The organism is Christiangramia sp. LLG6405-1, assembly GCF_045055805.1.
In the GTDB taxonomy this organism is placed as follows: Bacteria; Bacteroidota; Bacteroidia; order Flavobacteriales; family Flavobacteriaceae; genus Christiangramia.
The window spans coordinates 2,496,417-2,518,151 of sequence record NZ_CP159330.1 but is presented as its reverse complement, the minus strand read 5'-3'; the positions used below and the strand labels follow the sequence as shown (position 1 = coordinate 2,518,151).

Sequence of the window (21,735 nt, the reverse complement as noted above, 5' to 3'; positions counted from 1 at the left end):
TATTATTTTTTATACCGTTTAAAGATAGTGACCGCATTCACATCTCCAAAACCAAAACTGGCTTTAGCTGCGATATTAATATCAAAATCTATTGTTTTCTTCGGAATACAGGAGTCATCGACTAAATTAGTTATATCTGTATGAACATCTTCGCAGTTAATATTTCCGAATATATATTGATTTTTGATCTGAAGTATACTTGCAACACTTTCAATTGAACCAGAAGCACTCAAACAATGTCCGGTCATTCCTTTCAAGGAATTAATCTTTGGAAAATCTTTTCCTGAAAGTCCGAGCGCCAAAGTCCAGTTCTTGATTTCAGTAGCGTCTCTGGTAGTAGCTGTGAGATGACCATTTATATAGTCGATATCCTCAGACTGAATTCCTGCGAAATTTATTGCATCCTTTATACATCTTTGTACAGCTTCATTATTCGCTGCAGTCATACTACCACCAGCTCTCTGACCGCCACTATTGACAGCTCCCCCAAGCACTTCAGCATAAATATTAGCTCCTCTTTCCAAAGCAGAATCCAGTGATTCAAGCAGCAAAGCTCCTGCCCCACTTCCCGGCACAAATCCCGAAGCAGTTGCGCTCATAGGTCTGGAAGCTTCTTCTGGATTATCATTGTACTTACCCGGAATAATCCTCATCGCGTCGAATCCTCCCCAAACATATGGTCCATCATCACCGCAACTTCCAACCAGCATTCTTTCAGCCTTTCCTGTAATAATCCGGTCGCATCCCATGATAATCGCTTCATTTCCCGTGGTACATGCAGAAGAATTTGTGGTTACCTGGTTACCGCAACCAAGCATTCCGCCCAAATAAGCGCTGATACCGCTGGCCATTGTCTGGATCACACTAGTGCTTCCCAATCTTCTGGTTTTCCCGGCATCGATCAGATGGATTGCTTCTCTAAATTTGTCGACTCCCAGAATTCCTGTACCAAAAATGATCCCTGAATTCCAGTCGGGTGCCTCTTCCGAAGAAATTGGCAGCAGAGCATCTTTCCACGCATCTACACCAGCCATCACTCCATAAATGAGTCCGCTGCTATTTAAACCTTTCTGTTGAAGTGGATTGAAATACTTGTTGATCATCTCCTGAGTAACCGGTGGCTTCCCTCCTATCTGGCAGCTGAAATTAAGATCTTTCAGATTCTGGTAGAATTTAATTCCGCTAGTGCCATTCTTCAAAGCCTGGTCAAATTGATCAATACCAATTGCATTTGGCGCGGCAACACCCAATCCAGTAATCACAACTCTTCTACTCATGATTCAGATTTTAAGATCATTCCTGAAATTTCACCCCGGCATAAAATGTTTTCATCAGCATCTGTCATGATCACCATGCACTTCAGTTTGTTAAACCTAAAGTATTTCTTTTCAGACTTTACAAACACTTTTTCGCCAGGATAAACGGGTTTTATAAAATCTACATTCGAAGATGTCATGGCTATTCTAGGGGTTCCAGAAATAGTAGCCTCCTTACTTAACAAGTAGATTCCAAGGGAGACCACACCGATTTGTGCCATACATTCAGCCAGGATCACTCCCGGAGTTACGGGATTTTTCTTAAAATGTCCACGATAAAAATCATGTGATTTATCAAAAAAGAAATTGCCCTCAATAGCAATCTCGCTAATAGACGTGATTTCGTCTACGAATAGAAAAGGTGCTGAATAAGGTAATTTGGAAACTATATCTATACTTTTCAAGGACTGCGAATTTACATTAAGTGCTCACCGCCGTTAACTGGGATAATACTGCCGGTGATCCAGGAAGCTTCATCTTTACTTAGTAAATAGACAACGTTTGCGACATCATCTGGAACTGTCAATCTTTTAAATGGATTGTGTTTTAAAGCATGTTCCCTTAGTGTTTGATTGCCTGGAATCATCTGAAAAGATCTTGTAACCGTTATACCAGCCTGAATGCAATTTGCGCGGATACCTTTTTCAGCAAATTCAAGAGCAATTCCTCTGGTTAGGGATTCCAGGGTCACTTTTGCTGCTGAAACTGCTGCGTAATTTTTCCATGCCTTTTTGTTTCCTTCACTGGTAAAAGCAATTACACGTGCATCTTTCGCAAAAAGATCATTTTTATATAGTTCCTGAGTCCAGTCATACAAGCTCAATGCCATGGCATCTATGGTCAACTGAAAATCAATATTACTCAGAGTTTGTTCATTTCCTAGCATAGGTTTTAAATTTCCCTTTGCGATGCTATGTAAAAGGGTTCTTACCTTGCCATGCTTACCAAGAGATTTCTTGATATTTGAAACGAGTTCATTCCTGTTCTCCTTCTGAATTGCATCTGTATTAAAACTGCGAAATTCCACACCGGTTTTGCGTATACTTTCAAAGGCGTCTTCGATATCTTCAATATCAGATCTTCGGTCGCGGTGAATTATGATAATATTCATTCCATGGTTTGCAAGCTTTTTCGCACTCGTATACCCAAGACCACTACTACCTCCAAGTATGACCGCCCAATAATCTGTATTTCTGAAGTCTTTTACCATTCTATCAAAATTCGTTGAGCAGAAAAACCAGGTCCAAAACTTAACATCAAACCCTGTTCGCCCTTAGCAATATCTTTATCCAGAAATCTTTCCAGAACATAAAGTACCGTGGCGCTGCTCATATTTCCGAATAATTTCAATACTTCGCGAGTATCGTCAATATTCTTACCTAAGTTACCAAAAAGTTCAGAAACAGTCTGCACTATTTTTTTTCCACCGGGATGAAATATTAAATGATCCACTTTTTCTATAGAAGACCCATGTTTTTTGAGAAAAGGATGAACTATTTGCGGGAAATGCTGAGAGATAGTTTCAGGAACTGCCGGATCAAGAATCATTTGCAGACCTTCATTCTTGAGATCAAAGCCCATCATTTGTGTCGCATCATAGAAATGGTACATTTCTTCTCCAATAATCCTTGGGCTATCCCGACCTTCTTCAGAAGAAAGTAAAACACAAGCCGCTCCATCCCCGAAAATTGCGGCACTAACCATATTCGCCATACTTAGATCTGAAAGTTGAAAAGTGGCTGTAGGACTTTCAACCGCAATAACAGCGGCACGTTTTCCGGGGTTTGACTTCAAAAATTTGTGTGCATATATCATTCCGGAGATACCTGCCGCACATCCCATTTCGGTAACTGGCAAACGAGTAATATCCTGTTTCAATTTTAATTCATTGATCAAATAAGCATCGAGAGAAGGGATCATGATGCCGGTACAGCTTACGGTTATGATAAAATCGATACTTTTAGCGTCCCAGTTTGCAGCAGCCAGTGACTTTTTCAAAACCTGGCTACCCAGCTTCTTAACCTCTCTCACATAAATATTATTCTTATCCTCGAATGAAGTTGCAGTAAAGACTTCCTCAGGATCCATGATCGAATAGCGCCGGTCTACTGCTGCACCTTCAAATATCTTAACAATCTTTCTACGGAATCTGTCATCCTGGTCACCAAGCCAATCTTCTACCAGGGGAATGATCTCCCTCGTTTCCCGAAAATATTCCGGTAATTGCTTTTCAACGTTTACTATATGTACACTCATTCTTTTATTTGTTAATAATCCATAGATATCTGAAAGCCCATTTCCATTGAATCGAGTAGGTATCCACTTTAATGGTATTCATATATTTATTAATATCATGTTCCTTAAAGCCTCTTAAAATTGAGATGAGACCGTCTTTTCTGGCAATTTCGTTGTTCACAAATACCGCACAGAACATTTTAAATAATCTGTAAGCTAATGCTGAACGTTGCAAATCATTGATGATCACTGCTATATTAGTCTGATCGTAGAACTGATGCAAAATTTCCGGAATCTGGGAATCCTTGAAATGATGCAATGTAAGCGTACACATCAACACGTCAAATTTTGAACTGCGAAATTCTGAGCTAAAGATATTCTGAGTTACAAAGTCTAATTCCAAATAATCTTTGGATAAATCCTGTGCTATATCGATGGCATATGCATTCGCATCTACACCTGTAAGTTTTAGTTTCAACTTCTCTTTTCTGCCCCAATCTGCAATTTTTCGTAACATCGCTCCATTACCACAACCCACGTCTACGATTGAGATTTCTGTATCTTTATCAAGATTCAGTTGCCTCAGGCCATCTATACTAATTTGATTACCTCCCAGCCAGGAATTGACCTTTTCAAGATCCTCCAGAGTGATTCTTAATTCTTCACCTCTAAAGTCAAAATCGTCCATGATCTCCGGTTCAAGAGATCTTTTTGTTGTATCTATTTCAGACATGCATTTCTTTTCCGTGGGTTAGTTTAATGATCTTCGGAAGTAATCCGGGTACTTTGTGTACAAAACTTTGAGAGAAATTGCTCAGCTTTTCGTGCATTAGTACCTTCTGAAGGATCCTGCCAGTATTTATTCTTGTTCTAAAATTGTTTCTCCAGGAATTAGTGTATTTTAATTCTATCCTTTCCTGGTCCTTAGGATCTAGCTTGAACTCTAATAATGCTTCCGAAGCCAGCTTAGCGCTACGTATGGCCATCGCCATACCATTACCAGATAATGGATGAATTAAACCTGCAGCGTCCCCGATCATAATAATATGATCCTCGACCAATTCTTTATTTTCAAATGAAATTTGTGCGATACTCAGGGGGTTTTCGAAGACCATTGTTGAATTCTGAAAAAAATCTTTTAAAAACGGATTGCGGCTAAGAACCTTGTTTTCATATGTTTTAATATTACCATATTTCTGGAATGATTCATAAGTAGCCAGATAACAGACATTCACAGTACCAAGATCTGTTTTTGATAGTCCGCAATATCCACCTTGAAAGTTATGTAAGGCAACGAGATCATTAGGAAAGTCCTTGTTCTCGTAATGTGCCTTAACACCCATCCATGCAGATTTTCTATTTATAAAAGATCGCTTAAGACTCTTGTCAAGATTGGATCTTTTGCCATATGCCCCGAGCACAAAATTTGCTTCGAGAGTCTGACCATCCTTGCAATGAACAATAAAAGTATCCTCCTGAAATTTACAATTTTCAGCAGTGGTCTGGATAATTTTACCTCCCCCTTCTAAAAATTTCTGATACAAAAGATGATCTAAAGTGTACCTGCTAATACCTATTCCTCCAAGACCTAGCTTACATTCCAGCATATTACCCTTCTGTGTGCTAAATTTCATCCTGGAAAGTTGTGGAGCGCTAATATGCTCAAGATCAAGTCCAAGAAATTCCAAATACGGTTTTACTTCATTAGATAGGTATTCTCCACAGACCCTATGTCTTGGGTACGAGTCTTTCTCAATCAGGCAAACATTAGCACCAGAATTTACGAGATATATCCCCGCAACAAGACCCGCAAGTCCTCCTCCCAGTATGATAACATCCCTTGAATTCATTCTTTGAATGTACTTATTAATCACAAAAAATCCCGGTAAAAACCGGGATCTTTCAGAAATAATTTAAAATATATTCTTAGTTGCCATCCTGCTGCTCGGCCTGTTCTTTAGCCTCTTCCTTTAATTCGTCATTAGCAACAATAGCAAGTTCTACTCTTCTGTTCTTTGCTCTTCCATCGGCAGTAGAATTATCATATTTTGGTTGAGTTTCACCATACCATTTGGTAGTGAATCTTCCTTTTTCAATTCCGTTGTCTACAAGGTATCCAGTTACTGCCTGTGCTCTGTTTTTTGACAATGTAAGGTTATAACTGTCACTACCTGTATTATCGGTATGACCTTCAACAAGTACATTTGTTTGAGGGTATTCTTTAAAAATACCAGCAAGTTTATTCAAAGCTTCCTGAGATTTCGCATTAATTGTATATTTTTCGGTATCAAAATAAACTCCACTATTTTCATCAAAAGTAACATTGATTCCTTCACCAACTCTTTCAACTTCAGCTCCAGGAATCTCGTTCTCGATCTTCTTAGCTTGCTCATCCATTCTGTTACCAATAATGGCTCCGGCAGCTCCACCTACAACACCACCAATGATAGACCCAAGAGCAGAGTTACCATCTCCGGTGTTATTTCCTATAACTCCACCAATTACGGCTCCACCTGCAGTACCTATCACAGCACCTTTTTGCTTATTATTTGCGTTCTGTACTGCATCACATCCAAATAAAAGCGTGGATGCAAAAAGTATTACGAACATTCTATTAATTACTGTTTTCATAGCTTTCTGTATAATTATAGTTTAGTAAAATTCATTTTAATTGTAAACGGTGAGCCATCAAGACTAACGGTTTGTGACCAGGTCATGTTTGTATCAGTCAAACTTTGTAAGTTCAATCTGAATCCTTCATTTCCTGTTGTAGATTTGTAATCCTCGTTAGTAGGCTTCAGAAGAAAATCATATATACCCTGAGGGGTGTTCTCTTCATCTATAGACCAGATGAACTGGTTCGTTTCTCCATCACAACCTGTACCCGAAACTGTGTAAGTTCCACGGTTATTATTGGAAACAAAGTCCCAGTTGCTGTACTCGAAACAGGAAGCCTGAGCTTCGTTGAAAAGAGTTACGTTAAACTGACCAGGATTATTTGGGTAGGTTACACTTGTTAGTGTCCACTGACCATCAAAGCTCTTTCTAGCCTCTTTGGCAACTTTACTCGTTCCTCCACAGGAAGCAAGTAGTCCAATTGTTGCAAGTAAAATAAATATCTTTTTCATGTAGGATTTGATTTAAAAGTAAAAATCCAATGTGACAAGGATTGTTCCGAAGCACATTGGATTTGAAATGTTATTGTTCGATTATCTTCTGAATAAACGACTTAGTAAAGAGATTACCAGTAGTACAAGGAAGATGTAAAAAATGATCTTCGCAATATCTGCTGCACCGTCAGCAATTCCTCCAAAACCGAAGATTGCGGCAACGATTGCAATAATCAGAAAAATGACGATTAAACGTACCATAATGTATAGATTTATTGATTAGTTGAATCTAAATTACAGTAGTAGTAAGGCGTCAACAAAAGATTATTAATTATTTAACAGAGAATGTGTTAACTAATCTTAATTAGTTCAATTTAATGATAAAAGCTTGCTAATAATTTAATAATTCCTGCAATTTTGATTTAAAGCGTTCCTTTGGCAAATACTGATTTTCCAGCTCTTTTGCGAAAGGGATCGGTGTTTCCAGAGAACCCACTCTATATACTGGGGCATCAAGACTCTCAAAACAATCTTCAGAGATCATGGCAGCAATTTCTGAAGCAAAACTACCCGTTAGTGAATCTTCAGTAAGCACGATCGCCTTCCCTGTTTTCGTGACAGATTTACAAATTTCTTCCTTGTCAAGCGGTTGTAAACTTCGAAGATCAAGAAGATCTGCAGAATCTAATTCCAACTCATCCAGAATTTCCATGGTCCAATGCACACCTGCGCCATAAGTGATTATAGTAACATCGCTGCCCTCTCTAATTAAAGAGGCTTTCCCAAATTCAGTAGTGTAATATCCTTCTGGAACTTCCTGCCTGATACTTCGATAAAGCGCTTTATGCTCGAAATATAATACGGGATTAGGATCATTGAAAGCTGTATTCAATAAACCTTTCGCATCTGCCGGAAATGCAGGATATATAACTTTTAACCCTGGAGTTTTTGTAAACCAGGCCTCATTTGTCTGGCTATGAAATGGTCCTGAACCAACACTACCCCCACAAGGCATTCTTATGACCACATCGGCATTCTGATTCCATCGATAATTAACCTTTGCAAGGTAGTTCACGATTGGATTGAACCCTGAACTTACAAAATCACTGAATTGCATTTCAACCATAGCTTTCATCCCCTTAATGGATAGGCCCATGGCAGTGCCGACTATTGCCGACTCACATATTGGCGTATTGCGAATTCTTTCCTTACCATATTTAGCAAGTAAACCGTCGGTAATTTTAAAAACACCGCCGTAATCTGCAATATCCTGACCCATAAGCACTAGATTGGGATGACGTTCCATAGATTCTGAAACAGATGCAGCAATAGCATCTATAAATCTTAATTCTGCAGTTGTAGATGCAGGCTGAACATTTTCAAATTCATAATCAGCATACACATCCTTCAATTCAGTTTTCAGGTCTGCGGAAACAATTGCTTCAGAATTGGCTATTTCGAGATGTTCGTTGATCTCCTGTAATATTTTTTCTTTTATTTCTGAAATCTGGTCTTGGGATATAATTCTATGTTCCAGAAGGTAATTTTCAAAATTGATCACAGGATCCTTTGCCTGCCACTCATCCATTAATTCCTGCGGAACATATTTGGTACCACTGGCTTCCTCATGTCCTCTCATTCTAAAAGTCTTAAATTCCACAAGAACCGGCCTGGGTTCTTTCCGCATACTTTCAGCTATTTCAGAGATTTTCTCATAAACTTCGAGAATGTTGTTACCATCAATGATATGCGCCTCCATCCCGTAGCCAGCACCGCGATCTGCAAGATCCTTACATCTATACTGTTCTGTAGTTGGAGTTGAGAGTCCGTAACCATTATTTTCGATACAGAACAAAACCGGTAGATCCCAAACAGATGCAATATTCAAAGCTTCATGAAAATCACCTTCGCTGGTACCACCTTCACCAGTGAAAACTGCAGTTACATCCCCTTCTGTCTTGAGTTTGCTAGCAAGTGCAATACCATCTGCCACTCCTAGCTGTGGTCCAAGATGAGAGATCATTCCTACTATATTAAATTCCTGTGTTCCAAAATGAAAACTCCTGTCTCTACCTTTTGTAAAACCAGAAGCTTTACCCTGCCATTGAGCGAATAGCCGCTTTAAGGGAATTTCCCGGGTAGTAAAAACACCAAGATTTCGATGCATTGGCAAAATATACTCATGCTTATATAAAGCCTTAGTTACTCCTACAGAGATCGCCTCCTGCCCTATTCCACTAAACCATTTACTAATTTTACCCTGACGCAACAAGATCAACATCTTCTCTTCGATCATCCTGGGTTTTAGCGTGGCATAATATAGATCCTGAAGAGTCTCGGTATCATGATTGCTGGAATTGTATAGTATGCTGTTTTGTGAAGTATCTACAGAAGACATATATTATAATTTGTTCGATAAATGTAAGTAAAATTATAAAGTTGAATGGAGACTAAAAATCCATGATTTACTTAATTTTACTTAACTTTGTTTGTTACCTAAAATTTTAAAATCGCTATATGGCAATGAATAATATTCCCAGTGTAGATCTCGCCGATTTTCTTTCGGAAGATCCTAAAAGAAAAGAAAAGTTCGTTAATGAGATTGGTAAGGCTTATGAAGAAATAGGTTTTGTAGCTCTTAAAAATCATTTTTTGAGTGATGGTCTGGTTGACAATCTTTACAAAGAAGTAAAATCTTTTTTCGACTTACCGGTTGAAACTAAGAAGAATTACGAGATCGAAGGGCTGGCTGGACAAAGAGGTTATATTTCCTTCGGAAAAGAGCATGCGAAGGGTAAAAAAGAAGGAGATTTAAAAGAATTCTGGCATTTTGGACAGGAACCTTCAGAAGATGCGAAACTTTCTGAAGAATATCCTGAAAATGTGCAGGTTGAAGAATTACCAGATTTTAATGAAACTGGTATGGAAGCATATAGAATGCTGGAAAAAACTGGTATTTACGTGCTTCGTGCCCTGGCTATATATATTGGATTGGAAGAGCATTATTTTGACCATTGGGCAAGTAATGGAAACAGTATTTTAAGACCAATTCATTATCCACCAATTACTGAAGAACCAAAGGGAGCTGTTAGAGCTGGAGCTCACGGAGATATCAATTTAATTACTCTTTTGATGGGAGCATCTACGGGTGGTCTGCAAGTTCTTCGGAAGGATGGTGAATGGATCGATGCAGTTCCGCAGGAAGATGAACTAGTGATTAACGTTGGGGATATGCTGGAAAGACATACCAATAACAAACTTCGTTCTACTATTCACCGGGTTACGAATCCGCCAAAAGATCAATGGGGAAAACCTAGATATTCCATTCCATTCTTTATGCATCCTCGTAGTGACATGAGACTTGACTGTCTTGAAGAATGTATCGATGAAGATAACCCAAAACAATATGAAGACATTACTGCAGGAGAATTTTTGCATCAGCGTCTCGTGGAGATAGGTCTCTTAAAAAAATAGATAATGGCGAAAAAGAAATTAGGTCTGGAAGATCTGGGAGGTTTCGTGTTTTCGACCAATGATGATTTTGATAAAACATCATATACCAATGGAGATTCCCAGGAAGAACTCGCTCCAGAGGATCAGCAATTAGAAGCACATTTCAGTAATAAAGGAAGAGGCGGTAAAACGGTGACTATCATCAAGAATTATCAGGGTCCTGAAGAAGAACTCGTAAAACTAGGAAAATTACTGAAGAAAAAATGTGGCGTTGGCGGTAGTACCAAGGATGGAGAAATAATTATTCAGGGTGACGATCGTGAAAAAATAATGCAGATCCTGCAAAAACAAGGATATCAGGTTAAACGTGTTGGAGGTTAATTTCAGCACGTTTTTTATATCTCAAATATGAGCGAAAAGACTTTACATATAGTGAACGGTGATGGTTTGGCCGGGCAAATGCAGGAGCTAAACTTACCGGGTGAATTGATTATATGGCGTGAACTTTTATGTGAAGGTCCTACAAACAGGAAGCTTAATGACAAGTTCTTCAAAATGCGCAAGAAATTCCTGTTGAAGGCATACGATATCTCTGCGGAAAATTATGAAGAACGTTTTATTTCTGAAGTTGAAAGACTGAAAGCTATGGACGACTATGATAAGGTCTATCTGTGGTTTGAGTATGATCTTTTTTGCCATATTAATATGCTTGCAGCGATTCAGGTTCTTGCGAACAAGAGAATGGATATGCCCGTTTATCTTGTATGTAGTAAAAAACTTAAAGGCGATAAAGAGTTCCAACCCTTATGTCAGCTATCAATTTCAGAACTAAAGAATCATTATGAAAACAGCATTGCTTTAACTTCTGAAGATGTTGAAGTTGCATTGCTAATTTGGGAACTTTATTGTGGTGATGATCCTTTGAAATTAAAAGCACAGATCAAAACCAAGTCCAATTTTGAATATCTGTCAAGCTGCATTAGAGCACATATTGAAAGGTTTCCAAATAGTAAGACAGGGATCAACTCGCTTGAGAGAAACATTTTAAAACTTATAGAATCAAGAGAGATTACCAGTAGAAATCATCTACTGGGATATGCTCTTCAGCATCAGGGTTATTATGGGTATAGCGATAGCCAGATGCAAAGAAAACTGGACAGGCTCTCCCTGTTCTTTTCTGAAAACGAAAATAGAATACAACTTACTGAAAAAGGTTTTCAGGTATTAAATGGAAAAAAGAACTTCTATCGTGAACTTTCAAATGAACAGGTTTATGGCGGAGTTCGAAAATTCGATTTCCTTTACGATCCTGAATTGAACAGATTATTAAAACTATAGAATGAGTTTAAAAGCTTCAGAATTGATCCTTAACGAGGACGGTTCCATATACCATCTTGGTTTACTACCACATGAAATCGCAGATACAGTGATCACCGTTGGTGACCCGGCAAGAGTAGAAAGAATTAGTGCTTATTTTGATAAAATCGAGATCACTAGAATGAAACGGGAATTCTGTACCCATACTGGTCTTCTGGATGGAAAAAGAATTACTGTAATGTCTACAGGAATGGGAACCGACAATATTGATATCGCTTTAACCGAACTGGATGCGCTGGCAAATATCGATCTGCAGAAGAAAGAAGTTAAGAATGATCTTAAAGCTTTGGACATTATTAGAATTGGTACCACCGGGTCTATTAGAGAAGATATCGTATTAGATTCATTTCTGGTAAGTGAACTTGCAATGGGGTTTGATGGTCTTATGCATTTCTATGAAAGTGATAGTTTTTTACTGGCTGATTATGCTGAAGAGTTTGTAAAACAAACTAACTGGTCTTCTAAAAAAGCGTATCCATATGTAGTCGAAGGAAGTGGTAGACTCATCGAGAAGTTCACATCTAAAGATACTGTCAAAGGTTTTACTGCCACCAATATTGGTTTTTATGGTCCGCAGGGAAGAGTGCTTCGAAACTCCATTCCTGAGGCAGATATGAATCAAAATATCGCCGCCTTCAGTTACAATGGAAGGTCTATTACCAATCTTGAAATGGAAACTTCAGGGATCTACGGGATGTCTAAACTACTGGGACATCATGCAGTCTCTATGAATGCCGTATTAGCGAACAGAGCTACCGGAGAATTTTCAGCAGATCCTGGAAAACTTGTGGACAATCTCATTAAATACTGTCTTGAAAGGATCGTTGGTTAAGTAGCTTATTTAACAATATATTAAAAGCTCTGCATGGCTTACTTTGTATTTTTGGTTAAACAAAATAATGTCCATGCCGCAACCTAGTGAAAACCGTTTTAGACACCGAGATCTAAACTGGTTGAGTTTTAACGAAAGGGTTCTACAGGAGGCTGCAGATAAGATTAATCCTCTTTACGACAGGATGAAATTCCTGGCAATTTTTTCTTCCAACCTGGATGAGTATTTCCGCGTACGTGTTTCTCAACTTCGCCAGATGAAAAGGGTGAAGAAAAGTATCAGGAAAAAACTAGCTCTTAAACCTTCAAGAATCACAAAGCAGATCATCGAAGAAGTTAAAAAGCAACAGAATCAGTTTGGAGATATCTATAAAAAGCAGATTATCCCGGAACTTGCGGCAAACAACATATTTTTACTGGAGGCAGATCATTACGATGAAAAGCAGAAGGCCTTTGCTGAAGATTATTTTCAAAAGAACATTCAGCAACATTTAGATCCAATGCTTATCAATCTGGATGAAGAGAATGAATTGTTTCTGAAGAATTCTATCCTCTATTTCCTGGTTACTTTTAAAGATGAAAATAAATTAGCCATTGTTAATATACCGGTAGAAGAATGTGGCCGATTCGTAACCTTTGAAGATGATGCAGGGAAGCACCAGATCACTTATTTAGATGAAATTTTAAGACATCAATTGTTTAAGATTTTTCCTGAAAGCGATATTACAGGAATCTATGAAATTAAATTATCCCGCGATGCTGAACTGTATATCGATGATATATATGAAGGCGTACTAGCTGAAAAGATCTATGAATCCTTAAAGCAAAGAACAGATGGACAGCCTACTCGATTACTTTATGATGCAAGCATGCCCGATCCTGTTCATAGGAAAATCAGGAAACTTTTGAAATTAGGGAAAATCGATATGATGCCGGGAGGTAAATATCATAATTTTAAAGATTTCTTTACTTTTCCGGATCCAAGTGGAAATAAAGACCTTCATTTTAAAAAGCTTCCTCCTCTACCCCATAAAACCCTGGAAAAAAGTGATGATTACTTTAAATCTATCTTAGAGAAAGATCAGGCGCTGCATTTTCCTTTTATGTCTTTTGATTATGTGGAAAGATTTGTAGAACAGGCCGCGGCAGATGAACAGGTTACTGATATTAGTATTTCCCTTTATCGAGTAGCCGATGAGTCCAAACTGACTAATTCTCTAATGCAGGCTCTGGAAAATGGTAAAAATGTTACTGTTTTTGTGGAAGCCAAAGCGAGATTTGATGAGGAAAACAATATTAGCTGGGGAAGAAAATTTGAAGAAAAAGGTGCTCATGTGATCTATTCTTTTCCAAAGGTGAAAGTACATTCGAAGATCATGCTGGTTAAAAGGCAGGAGAATGATGAAACTGTACGATATGCTTATATTGGAACTGGAAATTTCAATGCAGAAACCTCTGAAATCTATTGCGATCATGCAATCTTTACAGCAAACAAACTGATTACCAAAGAACTTGACCGCCTGTTTAAAGTGTTGGAAGGAGAACTCATAATCCCGAGAGAAAAGAACCTTTTGATCTCTCCATTTTCTACCAGGCAGGAATTTTCCAAATTGATCTACAACGAGATCGAAAATGCCAGAGAAGGCAAGAAAGCTAAGATTACCGCCAAGATGAACAGCCTTGAAGATGAGGAAATGATCGAGTTGCTGTACCGGGCGAGCGAAGCGGGTGTAGAAATTAGAATGCTGATACGCGGATTTACCTGTCTAATTCCAGGAGTTGAAGGGATGAGTGAAAATATTTATATCACCAGTGTAGTTGATCGTTTTCTGGAACACGGTAGAATCTATCTATTTGAAAATGGTGGTGACGAAAAGATGTTTTATGGGAGTGCAGACTGGATGAGTCGTAATCTTGATCGCAGGATTGAAGTCATTTCTCCAATACTGGATGAAGATATTTTAAAAGAATTCAAAGACATATTGAATATTCAGTTAAGAGATAATGTGAAAGCTCGTATTCAGGATAAGGAAGAATCAAATACCTATGTTCAGAAAGAAGATGATGAGGAAACAGTGCGTTCGCAATATGCGATATATGACTATCTAAAAGAAAAGCATTCAAATGACTAAGATCAAAGTTGGTGGTGTACCGGAGCATTTTAATTTACCGTGGCATCGTTGTATCGAGAATAACAAATTCGCAGAAGCAGGAATAGACCTTGAATGGAAGGAAATTCCGGAAGGTACAGGAGCGATGTGCAATTTGCTTAGGGAAGAGGAAATAGACGTAGCCGTTATACTAACAGAAGGCATTAGCCGTGACATCATAAATGGAAATCAAAGTAAGATCATACAGAATTATATTGGAAGTCCGCTAATTTGGGGAATTCATGTAGATGGCAGATCTTCCTTTAAAAATATCAACGATCTTAAGGGTACAAAGGCCGCGATTAGCCGTGAAGGAAGCGGCTCACATCTCATGGCCTATGTGAATGCTGAAAATGTTGGTTGGAATACAGATTCACTCCAATTCGAAGTTGTTCATAATCTGGAAGGAGCTATTGAGGCTTTGAGACAGGATGATGCACAATATTTTATGTGGGAACATTTCACCACAAAACCTCTGGTGGACAATAATACCTTCAGACTTATTGCTGACTGCCCTACTCCATGGCCTTGTTTTGTGATAGCAGCTTCTCAAAAAGCAATCGATGAAAAATCTGATGACCTACTAAAAATGCTGGAGGTTTTAAATACTGAAACGAACGATTTCAAAATTCAGAAAAGTATAGATGTTGAACTGGCAGAAAGATACGGACAGAAACTGGAAGATATCCGGAAATGGCTTGACCTCACTCATTGGAGTCAGCAGCAAATTGCCGATCGGGATCTAACTGAAGTTCAGGATTATTTAAAAAGACTTAAACTTATTTCCGAAAAAGTAGATAATAAGGAATTAATTCATAATTTCAGGGCCAAATAATCTACTTCTACAAATGAAATTTTTACTTACCTGCTTGCTTTTAGCAGCCACATCACTGGGTTTTAGCCAGACCAACGACAGTATTTCCAATGCAAATTCAAGGGAATTCGGAAAACAGGAATTAAGCCTGAATGCTTTTAATCTAGTTGCCTTCGGTATCGTGGATATTACCTACGAGCGCATAATTTCTGAAAATTCTACTTGGGCGATCGAAGCTTTTTACCATCCAACTAAGGATGATTATCTCAATGATGCTTATTACAAAGAGCTCTCTTTAACCGGTAAATACAAACATTTCTTTAGCTCGAAGTATGCCCGTGGCTTTTATGTTCATGGTTTTGGAATGTTATCCAATGGTGAATACGAAGATGGATCATATTACAATGAAAGCACTAATGAATATGTTTATGAAACTAATGACTACACCGACTTTGCCATAGGATTCGGTCTGGGTGGTAAATTTGTTTCTAAAGGAGGCTTTTTATTAGACCTAAGCGGTGGTATTGGTAGAAATTTGTTCAGTGACAAATCTCCAACTATAGTTGGTCAGTTTATGGTCAACCTGGGATATAGATTCTAATTAGCACTAATTGAGTTCTCTTACCAATTAATTGGTTTTTTGCCTTTTGATTGCAAATACTCATTGGCTTTACTAAAATGTTTGTTTTCAAACCAGTATCCTCTATTTGCGCTTAATGGTGAAGGATGACCACTGGTTAAAATTAGGTGCTTCGAACTATCGATTAGCTTGCATTTTTTCTTGGCATAACCACCCCAAAGCATAAAAACAACATTTTCTTTTTCTACAGATATGAGCCTGATCACTTCATCTGTAAATACTTCCCATCCTTTGTTTTGATGGGAACCAGCCTGGTGAGCTCTCACGCTTAAAGTTGCATTTAATAAAAGTACACCTTGATCTGCCCATCTTTCGAGATTTCCGCTGGAAGGCGCAGGCTTATTCAGATCAGTCTCGATCTCTTTAAAAATATTGATCAGCGAAGGAGGAATCTGGACCTTATCACGAACAGAAAAACATAAACCGTTCGCCTGCCCTACTCCATGATATGGATCCTGACCCAGAATAACTACCCTGGTATTATCAAATGTTGAATGATCAAAAGCAGCAAAAATCTCACTGCCTGGAGGAAAACATTTATGCTCCGTATACTCCTTTTTTACATATTGAATTAAATTCCTGAAATAGTCCTTTTCAAATTCAGCATTTAGAACTTTTTTCCAGCTTTGATCTATTCTTACGTTCATGAGAATTGAGTAACTTTGTAGAACCTCAAATGTAGGGAAAAATTGATATGATAAAAATTAGTTCCAGGAGTCTTGATGATTTGGAATTTCCAGTAGTATGCGCACAGGTTAGCGAACTTTGCATTACAGGACAGGGAAAAGAAAAGGCTCTTAAGATCCAACCATACCCGAGTTATCAAAAGACCGTTTTTGGACTCGATCAAACCAACGAATTTATTAAATCCAAAACTCAGGATGAAGCCATCCCGAATCACGGATTCGATAGTATTCAACCAGAGCTTCGATTATTGGCTATAGAAGAGTCGGTTCTTGAAATTGGAGGTTTCAGAAAGATTTCTTCGCTGAATGAAACGGTGAATAATCACTTGAAATTCTTCAGAAAAAACAAGCATCTCTATCCTGCTTTGTCTGAGACTGTTTCTCATCTGGAATATGACCTAAGCCTCGTAGAAAAGATCAATTCGGTTATTGATAGGTTTGGGGAAATGAAAGATGATGCTTCTACGTATTTACAACAGTTGCGTAGATCGATCAATGCTGTAAAGGGCCAGATAAATACAAGTTTTAATTCAGCTTTAACTACTTACAACGGTTATGGGTATCTTGACGAGATCAAGGAAAGTGTTGTAGAGAATGTGCGGGTGCTCGCTGTAAAATCCATGTACCGCCGTAAGGTAAAAGGAGGAATTATGGGGAATTCCAAAACCGGCAGTATTGTATATATTCAGCCGGAAGCTACACATCGTTACACTCGAGAACTTAACAATTTAGAATACGAGGAAAAAGAAGAGATCAAGCGCATCTTAAAAGAACTGACAGAGTTTACCAGGCCCTATCGTGAAGTTTTGGTAGAACATCAGGATCTACTAAGTGGAATGGATGTAATCGCTGCCAAGGCTAAATACGCTTATAAGATCGAAGGAATCTTACCAAAGATCACTAAGGATCGGGAATTATTTCTGAAAGATGCATACCATCCTTTATTACTTCTGAATAATAAGAAAAAGAACGAAAAGACATATCCGCAGAGTATTGAACTAGGCGCCGACAACCGAATAATGGTTATTTCAGGCCCAAACGCCGGTGGTAAAAGTATCACTCTTAAAACTGTTGGACTTTTGCAGGTAATGCTCCAGAGCGGAATGCTTATTCCGGTTCATGAGTATAGTAGAATGTGCCTGTTCTCAAAAGTTCTTACCGATATTGGTGATAATCAATCTATAGAAAATCACCTTAGTACGTATAGCTACCGACTGAAGAACATGAATTACTTTCTGCGGAAATGTGATGACAAAACTTTGTTTCTAATAGATGAATTTGGAACGGGAAGTGATCCTGAACTTGGTGGTGCTTTAGCTGAAACATTCCTGGAGGTTTTCTATGAAAAAGGATCCTTCGGAATACTTACAACACACTACGCGAACCTGAAGAAACTGGCTAATGAATTGCCAGAAATGAGCAACGCGAATATGATGTTCGATAGTCAGACGCTTGAACCAATCTATAAGTTACAGGTTGGAGAAGCTGGAAGTTCCTTTACTTTTGAAGTTGCACAAAAGAACGGAATCCCGTATAGCCTGATCAATCGGTCTAAAAAGAAGGTAGAACGTGGTAAGATTAGATTTGATCGAAGTATTGCGAACCTTCAGAAGGAGCGTTCTAACCTTAGAAAAACAACCGACAGTCTTAAAACCAAAGAAGAAAAGGCTGCGGCTGAAAAGGAAAAGCTGGAAGAAACAAACACCAGGGTTCAGCAGAAACTTGAGAGCTATCAGGAGTTGTATGATACCAATCAGCGAATGATCTATCTTGGGCAGAAGGTCAATGATCTAAGTGAAAAATACTTCAGCAATAAGAAGAAAAAAGAGCTTATTGGAGAATTTATAAAGTTGGTGGAAATAGAGAATTCTAAACGCAAAAAAGAAAGCGCCAAGAAACTTAAGGCTAAGAAGAATAACGAAGAACAGCTTAAAAAAGAGGTTCAAAAGAAAATTGAACCTATTCGGGAAAAGAAAAAAGAAGAGAAGAAAAAAGAAACCCAATTAAAAAAGCAGGAAGCCAATAAACCAAAAGCAAAATTAAAGATTGGTGATCGTGTTCGGCTTGAAGATGGAAAAGCGGTTGGAACGATAGATAAAATAGAAAAAGACAAAGCTCTTGTTAACTATGGTATTTTCACCACTTCAGTTCGAATGGCTCAATTAGAACTAGTACAATCTGCTAAAAAGAAATAGTTATGGAAAATACTTCCAAACATAAGATCATATTGTTCGATGGCGTTTGTAACCTTTGCAATAACGCAGTGCAGTTCATTATAAAACATGACCGTAAAGATAAGTTTAGATTCGCATCCTTACAAAGTGAAACCGGGAAACGACTCATTGAAGAAAGAGGTTTTGATCCTGAAGACCTGGATTCTATTATGCTGATTGAACCCGGTGTGGCTTATTATAGAAAATCTACTGCAGCCCTGGAAATCTCAAGAGACCTCAAGGGAGGATATTCTTTATTGAAAAACTTCTTATTTCTACCTGAGGGTTTGAGAGATAGTATTTATGATCTCGTAGCTAGTAATCGATATAAATGGTTCGGGAAAAAGGATAATTGTATGATCCCTACTCCCGAACTAAAATCTAAGTTTCTGGATTAAACGGTTTCCTCATTTTCAGGATGGTAATCATCATCCCAATCTTTCACGTTAGGAGGTCCCATCATATCTACAGATTTTGCTACCATTAAAGATACTGCAGCATCTCCGGTTACATTAACCGTAGTTCTACACATGTCTAATGGTCTGTCTACTGCGAATATTAGAGCTAGTCCGGCTTCAGGAATTCCAGCCTGGGCAAGCACAATAACCAGCATTACCATGCCTGCTCCCGGTACCGCCGCTGAGCCTATGGATGCCAATGTAGCTGTTGCGATAATTCCTAATTGTGCACCTAGTGTTAGATCCATCCCGAATGCCTGTGCGATAAATACCGCAGCGACCGCCTGGTAAAGACTCGTACCATCCATATTGATCGTGGCGCCAATTGGAAGCACAAAACTTGTAACCTCTTTATTTACACCCATATGTTCTTCTACCCTTTCCATCGTAACAGGAAGCGTGGCAGCACTGGAACTTGTAGAAAATGCAAGTAATTGAGCAGGTCCGATTCCGTTAAGAAAAAATGAAGGTGTATTTTTCGTAAAAATCCATACCAGTAAAATATATACTCCTATCATAAGAGCCAAACCTAGCAGTACAGTAAGTGCATACATGGCAAGAGCCGCAAAAAGATCTGCGCTTGGTGATTCTACTACAAGCGCTGCAAGTAATGCAAATACACCGTAAGGTGCTGTCAGCATTATAAGGTCGATCATTTTTAATATGACTTCATTGAAGCCATCAAAGAAATCTTTAACAGGTTTTGCTGTTTTTTCAGGAATAAGTATAAGTCCGATTCCGAAGAATATAGCGAAAAAAATGACCTGAAGCATATTCCCGTTATCGCTCGCCGCACCAAATATATTACTCGGCACCAGATCTTCCAGGGCCTGTAAAGGTCCCGCATCCTTCTGTTTCTGAGCATCTGTTATTCTAACTGAAGCATCCCCTTTATAACTGGCAATAAGATCGCTACGCGTTTCTTCAGAAATCGCTTTCCCGGGTGCAATAAGGTTTACCATGAGCAATCCTATAGAAACTGCGATCACAGTTGTAATTACATAGGTCGCAATGGTTCTGGTTCCCATCTTGGACAACTTTGAAATATCTTTAAGATCTGAAATCCCCTTGATAAGAGATGCGAGGATCAAAGGCACTGCAATTAACTTAAGTGCATTAATAAATATATTCCCGAAAGGTTTGATCCAATCCCCTGTAAATTCTGGTCCCCAACTAAAATTAGTCATGATAAGTCCAAAAATGACACCAGCGGCCATTCCTAAAAGTATCTGCCAGTGCAACGCGAGTTTTTTCATATACCTAATGTTCTACTATTAAATTTTTGATGATTTATTCTGAAGAAAATAGTCGGCCATAACGATTGCGGCCATGGCTTCTACGATGGGTACTGCTCTGGGTACAACACATGGATCATGTCTTCCTTTTCCCTGCATGTCCACCTGCTCTCCTTTGGAATTGATCGTTTGTTGTTTCTGCATTAGCGTTGCAACTGGTTTAAAAGCTACTCTGAAGTAGATATCCATCCCATTGCTTATCCCTCCCTGTATACCGCCACTCAAATTAGTCTTGGTAGAACCATCCTGATTAAACTGATCATTGTGTTCACTACCTTTCATAGTAGTTCCAGCAAATCCGCTGCCGTATTCAAAGCCTTTTACAGCGTTGATTGATAGCATCGCTTTACCAAGTTCAGCGTGTAATTTGTCAAAAACAGGTTCGCCCAGACCTTTAGGAACATTTTGGATGACACAATCAACGATTCCACCAACAGTATCACCGCTGGAACGAATTTCCTTGATATAAGTTTCCATTTCCCTTGCCTTGGCAGGGTCTGGACATCGAACCGGATTTTTTTCAACTTCTGAAAAGTCCAGGTCCTGGTATTTCTTATCCATTTCTATATGACCTACAGTAGAAACATAGGCATTGAATTGAAGGGAACTTAAAAGCTGTTTGGCAATACTACCTGCAACAACCCTGCATGCCGTCTCTCTAGCTGAGGATCTTCCACCGCCACGGTAATCGCGAACACCATACTTTTCGTTGTAGGTATAGTCGGCATGAGAAGGCCTGTAAGTATCTTTTATATGAGAATAATCTTTGGATTTTTGATTCGCATTTTTGATGACGAATCCAATGGGTGTACCGGTTGACTGACCTTCGAAAATACCTGATAGAAATTCTACAGTGTCCGGCTCCTTACGCTGAGTCACGATTGCAGACTGTCCGGGACGTCTTCTATCCAGGTCCTGCTGGATCTTATCGAGATCTACCTTTACTCCTGCAGGACATCCATCAATCACACCACCAATAGCGACACCATGAGATTCACCAAACGTAGTTAATCTGAAGAGTGTGCCTATAGAATTTCCTGCCATTTATTCGATTTTGAACAAATGTAATTTTTTAAGAACATATTTGAAAGTGGAATCCTATATATTCCCAATGTAGGAAAAGGCTAATGCTTAATTTAGAATTATATTATTTAATC

22 protein-coding genes are annotated in these 21,735 nt (G+C 38.6%); 9 read left to right on the top strand and 13 right to left on the bottom strand.

Going from position 1 to position 21,735, the window contains the following annotated elements; translation table 11 throughout:
- Positions 1-2: 2 nt before the first annotated feature.
- From ABVM50_RS11545 to ABVM50_RS11500, 10 genes are all read right to left on the bottom strand, one after another.
- Positions 3-1,277, bottom strand: a complete 1,275-nt coding sequence (locus tag ABVM50_RS11545) for a beta-ketoacyl-[acyl-carrier-protein] synthase family protein (protein ID WP_405198709.1) — start codon at positions 1,275-1,277, stop codon at positions 3-5.
- Positions 1,274-1,720, bottom strand: coding sequence for a 3-hydroxyacyl-ACP dehydratase FabZ family protein (locus ABVM50_RS11540; protein WP_405198708.1), 447 nt, complete (start codon positions 1,718-1,720; stop codon positions 1,274-1,276). The genes ABVM50_RS11545 and ABVM50_RS11540 overlap by 4 nt, the downstream gene beginning before the upstream one ends.
- 11 nt (positions 1,721-1,731) lie before the next feature.
- A complete protein-coding gene (locus ABVM50_RS11535; protein WP_405198707.1) occupies positions 1,732-2,526 on the bottom strand; it encodes an enoyl-ACP reductase in 795 nt (264 codons plus the stop codon).
- Entirely contained in the window at positions 2,520-3,572 is a 1,053-nt protein-coding gene (locus ABVM50_RS11530) for a type III polyketide synthase (protein ID WP_405198706.1), read from the bottom strand. The genes ABVM50_RS11535 and ABVM50_RS11530 overlap by 7 nt, the downstream gene beginning before the upstream one ends.
- A gap of 4 nt (positions 3,573-3,576) precedes the next feature.
- On the bottom strand, positions 3,577-4,284 hold the full coding sequence (locus ABVM50_RS11525; protein WP_405198705.1) for a methyltransferase domain-containing protein: 708 nt from the start codon (positions 4,282-4,284) through the stop codon (positions 3,577-3,579).
- Positions 4,277-5,401 carry an NAD(P)/FAD-dependent oxidoreductase gene (locus tag ABVM50_RS11520; protein WP_405198704.1) on the bottom strand — a complete coding sequence of 375 codons (1,125 nt, stop codon included), beginning with the start codon at positions 5,399-5,401 and terminating at the stop codon, positions 4,277-4,279. The genes ABVM50_RS11525 and ABVM50_RS11520 overlap by 8 nt, the downstream gene beginning before the upstream one ends.
- A gap of 76 nt (positions 5,402-5,477) precedes the next feature.
- Positions 5,478-6,182, bottom strand: a complete 705-nt coding sequence (locus ABVM50_RS11515; RefSeq protein ID WP_141877732.1) for an OmpA family protein — start codon at positions 6,180-6,182, stop codon at positions 5,478-5,480.
- A 14-nt stretch (positions 6,183-6,196) separates the two neighbouring features.
- Positions 6,197-6,679 carry a lipocalin gene (locus ABVM50_RS11510; protein ID WP_405198703.1) on the bottom strand — a complete coding sequence of 161 codons (483 nt, stop codon included), beginning with the start codon at positions 6,677-6,679 and terminating at the stop codon, positions 6,197-6,199.
- Between the two features lie 81 nt (positions 6,680-6,760).
- A complete protein-coding gene (locus tag ABVM50_RS11505) occupies positions 6,761-6,922 on the bottom strand; it encodes a DUF1328 domain-containing protein (RefSeq protein ID WP_026916217.1) in 162 nt (53 codons plus the stop codon).
- Positions 6,923-7,052: 130 nt separating this feature from the next.
- Positions 7,053-9,059, bottom strand: a complete 2,007-nt coding sequence (locus tag ABVM50_RS11500) for a thiamine pyrophosphate-dependent enzyme (RefSeq protein WP_405198702.1) — start codon at positions 9,057-9,059, stop codon at positions 7,053-7,055.
- Positions 9,060-9,184: 125 nt separating this feature from the next.
- Here ABVM50_RS11500 and ABVM50_RS11495 point away from each other — a divergent pair, with 125 nt between their 5' ends.
- The 7 genes from ABVM50_RS11495 to ABVM50_RS11465 all read left to right on the top strand — a co-directional run bounded on the left by ABVM50_RS11495 (position 9,185) and on the right by ABVM50_RS11465 (position 15,887).
- Positions 9,185-10,135 (top strand): isopenicillin N synthase family dioxygenase, encoded by a 951-nt coding sequence (locus tag ABVM50_RS11495; protein ID WP_405200706.1) that lies wholly within the window; start codon positions 9,185-9,187, stop codon positions 10,133-10,135.
- Between the two features lie 3 nt (positions 10,136-10,138).
- Positions 10,139-10,495, top strand: a complete 357-nt coding sequence (locus ABVM50_RS11490; protein ID WP_405198701.1) for a translation initiation factor — start codon at positions 10,139-10,141, stop codon at positions 10,493-10,495.
- A gap of 27 nt (positions 10,496-10,522) precedes the next feature.
- On the top strand, positions 10,523-11,452 hold the full coding sequence (locus ABVM50_RS11485; protein WP_405198699.1) for a DUF1835 domain-containing protein: 930 nt from the start codon (positions 10,523-10,525) through the stop codon (positions 11,450-11,452).
- Position 11,453: 1 nt separating this feature from the next.
- The gene (locus tag ABVM50_RS11480) at positions 11,454-12,323 is read left to right on the top strand and encodes a nucleoside phosphorylase (protein ID WP_405198698.1); all 870 of its coding nucleotides are present in this window, start codon (positions 11,454-11,456) and stop codon (positions 12,321-12,323) included.
- Between the two features lie 73 nt (positions 12,324-12,396).
- Positions 12,397-14,454, top strand: a complete 2,058-nt coding sequence (ppk1, locus tag ABVM50_RS11475) for a polyphosphate kinase 1 (protein ID WP_405198697.1) — start codon at positions 12,397-12,399, stop codon at positions 14,452-14,454.
- Positions 14,447-15,307 (top strand): substrate-binding domain-containing protein, encoded by an 861-nt coding sequence (locus tag ABVM50_RS11470; RefSeq protein WP_405198696.1) that lies wholly within the window; start codon positions 14,447-14,449, stop codon positions 15,305-15,307. Before ppk1 ends, ABVM50_RS11470 begins: the two co-directional genes overlap by 8 nt.
- Positions 15,308-15,320: 13 nt before the next feature.
- Positions 15,321-15,887 carry a hypothetical protein gene (locus ABVM50_RS11465; protein ID WP_405198695.1) on the top strand — a complete coding sequence of 189 codons (567 nt, stop codon included), beginning with the start codon at positions 15,321-15,323 and terminating at the stop codon, positions 15,885-15,887.
- Positions 15,888-15,907: 20 nt separating this feature from the next.
- Here the strand turns inward: ABVM50_RS11465 and ABVM50_RS11460 are convergent, their stop codons facing one another.
- A complete protein-coding gene (locus ABVM50_RS11460; protein ID WP_405198694.1) occupies positions 15,908-16,573 on the bottom strand; it encodes a uracil-DNA glycosylase in 666 nt (221 codons plus the stop codon).
- A 47-nt stretch (positions 16,574-16,620) separates the two neighbouring features.
- Here ABVM50_RS11460 and ABVM50_RS11455 point away from each other — a divergent pair, with 47 nt between their 5' ends.
- Both ABVM50_RS11455 and ABVM50_RS11450 read left to right on the top strand, forming a co-directional pair.
- On the top strand, positions 16,621-18,807 hold the full coding sequence (locus ABVM50_RS11455) for an endonuclease MutS2 (RefSeq protein WP_405198693.1): 2,187 nt from the start codon (positions 16,621-16,623) through the stop codon (positions 18,805-18,807).
- Positions 18,808-18,809: 2 nt separating this feature from the next.
- Positions 18,810-19,223, top strand: coding sequence for a thiol-disulfide oxidoreductase DCC family protein (locus tag ABVM50_RS11450; RefSeq protein ID WP_405198692.1), 414 nt, complete (start codon positions 18,810-18,812; stop codon positions 19,221-19,223).
- On the opposite strand, the gene ABVM50_RS11445 is transcribed toward ABVM50_RS11450, so the two are convergent.
- Both ABVM50_RS11445 and aroC read right to left on the bottom strand, forming a co-directional pair.
- Complete coding sequence (locus ABVM50_RS11445) at positions 19,220-20,539, bottom strand: dicarboxylate/amino acid:cation symporter (RefSeq protein ID WP_405198691.1); 1,320 nt, start codon at positions 20,537-20,539, stop codon at positions 19,220-19,222. The genes ABVM50_RS11450 and ABVM50_RS11445 overlap by 4 nt on opposite strands.
- Positions 20,540-20,557: 18 nt before the next feature.
- Positions 20,558-21,622 (bottom strand): chorismate synthase, encoded by a 1,065-nt coding sequence (aroC, locus tag ABVM50_RS11440; protein ID WP_405198690.1) that lies wholly within the window; start codon positions 21,620-21,622, stop codon positions 20,558-20,560.
- Between the last annotated feature and the right edge of the window lie 113 nt (positions 21,623-21,735).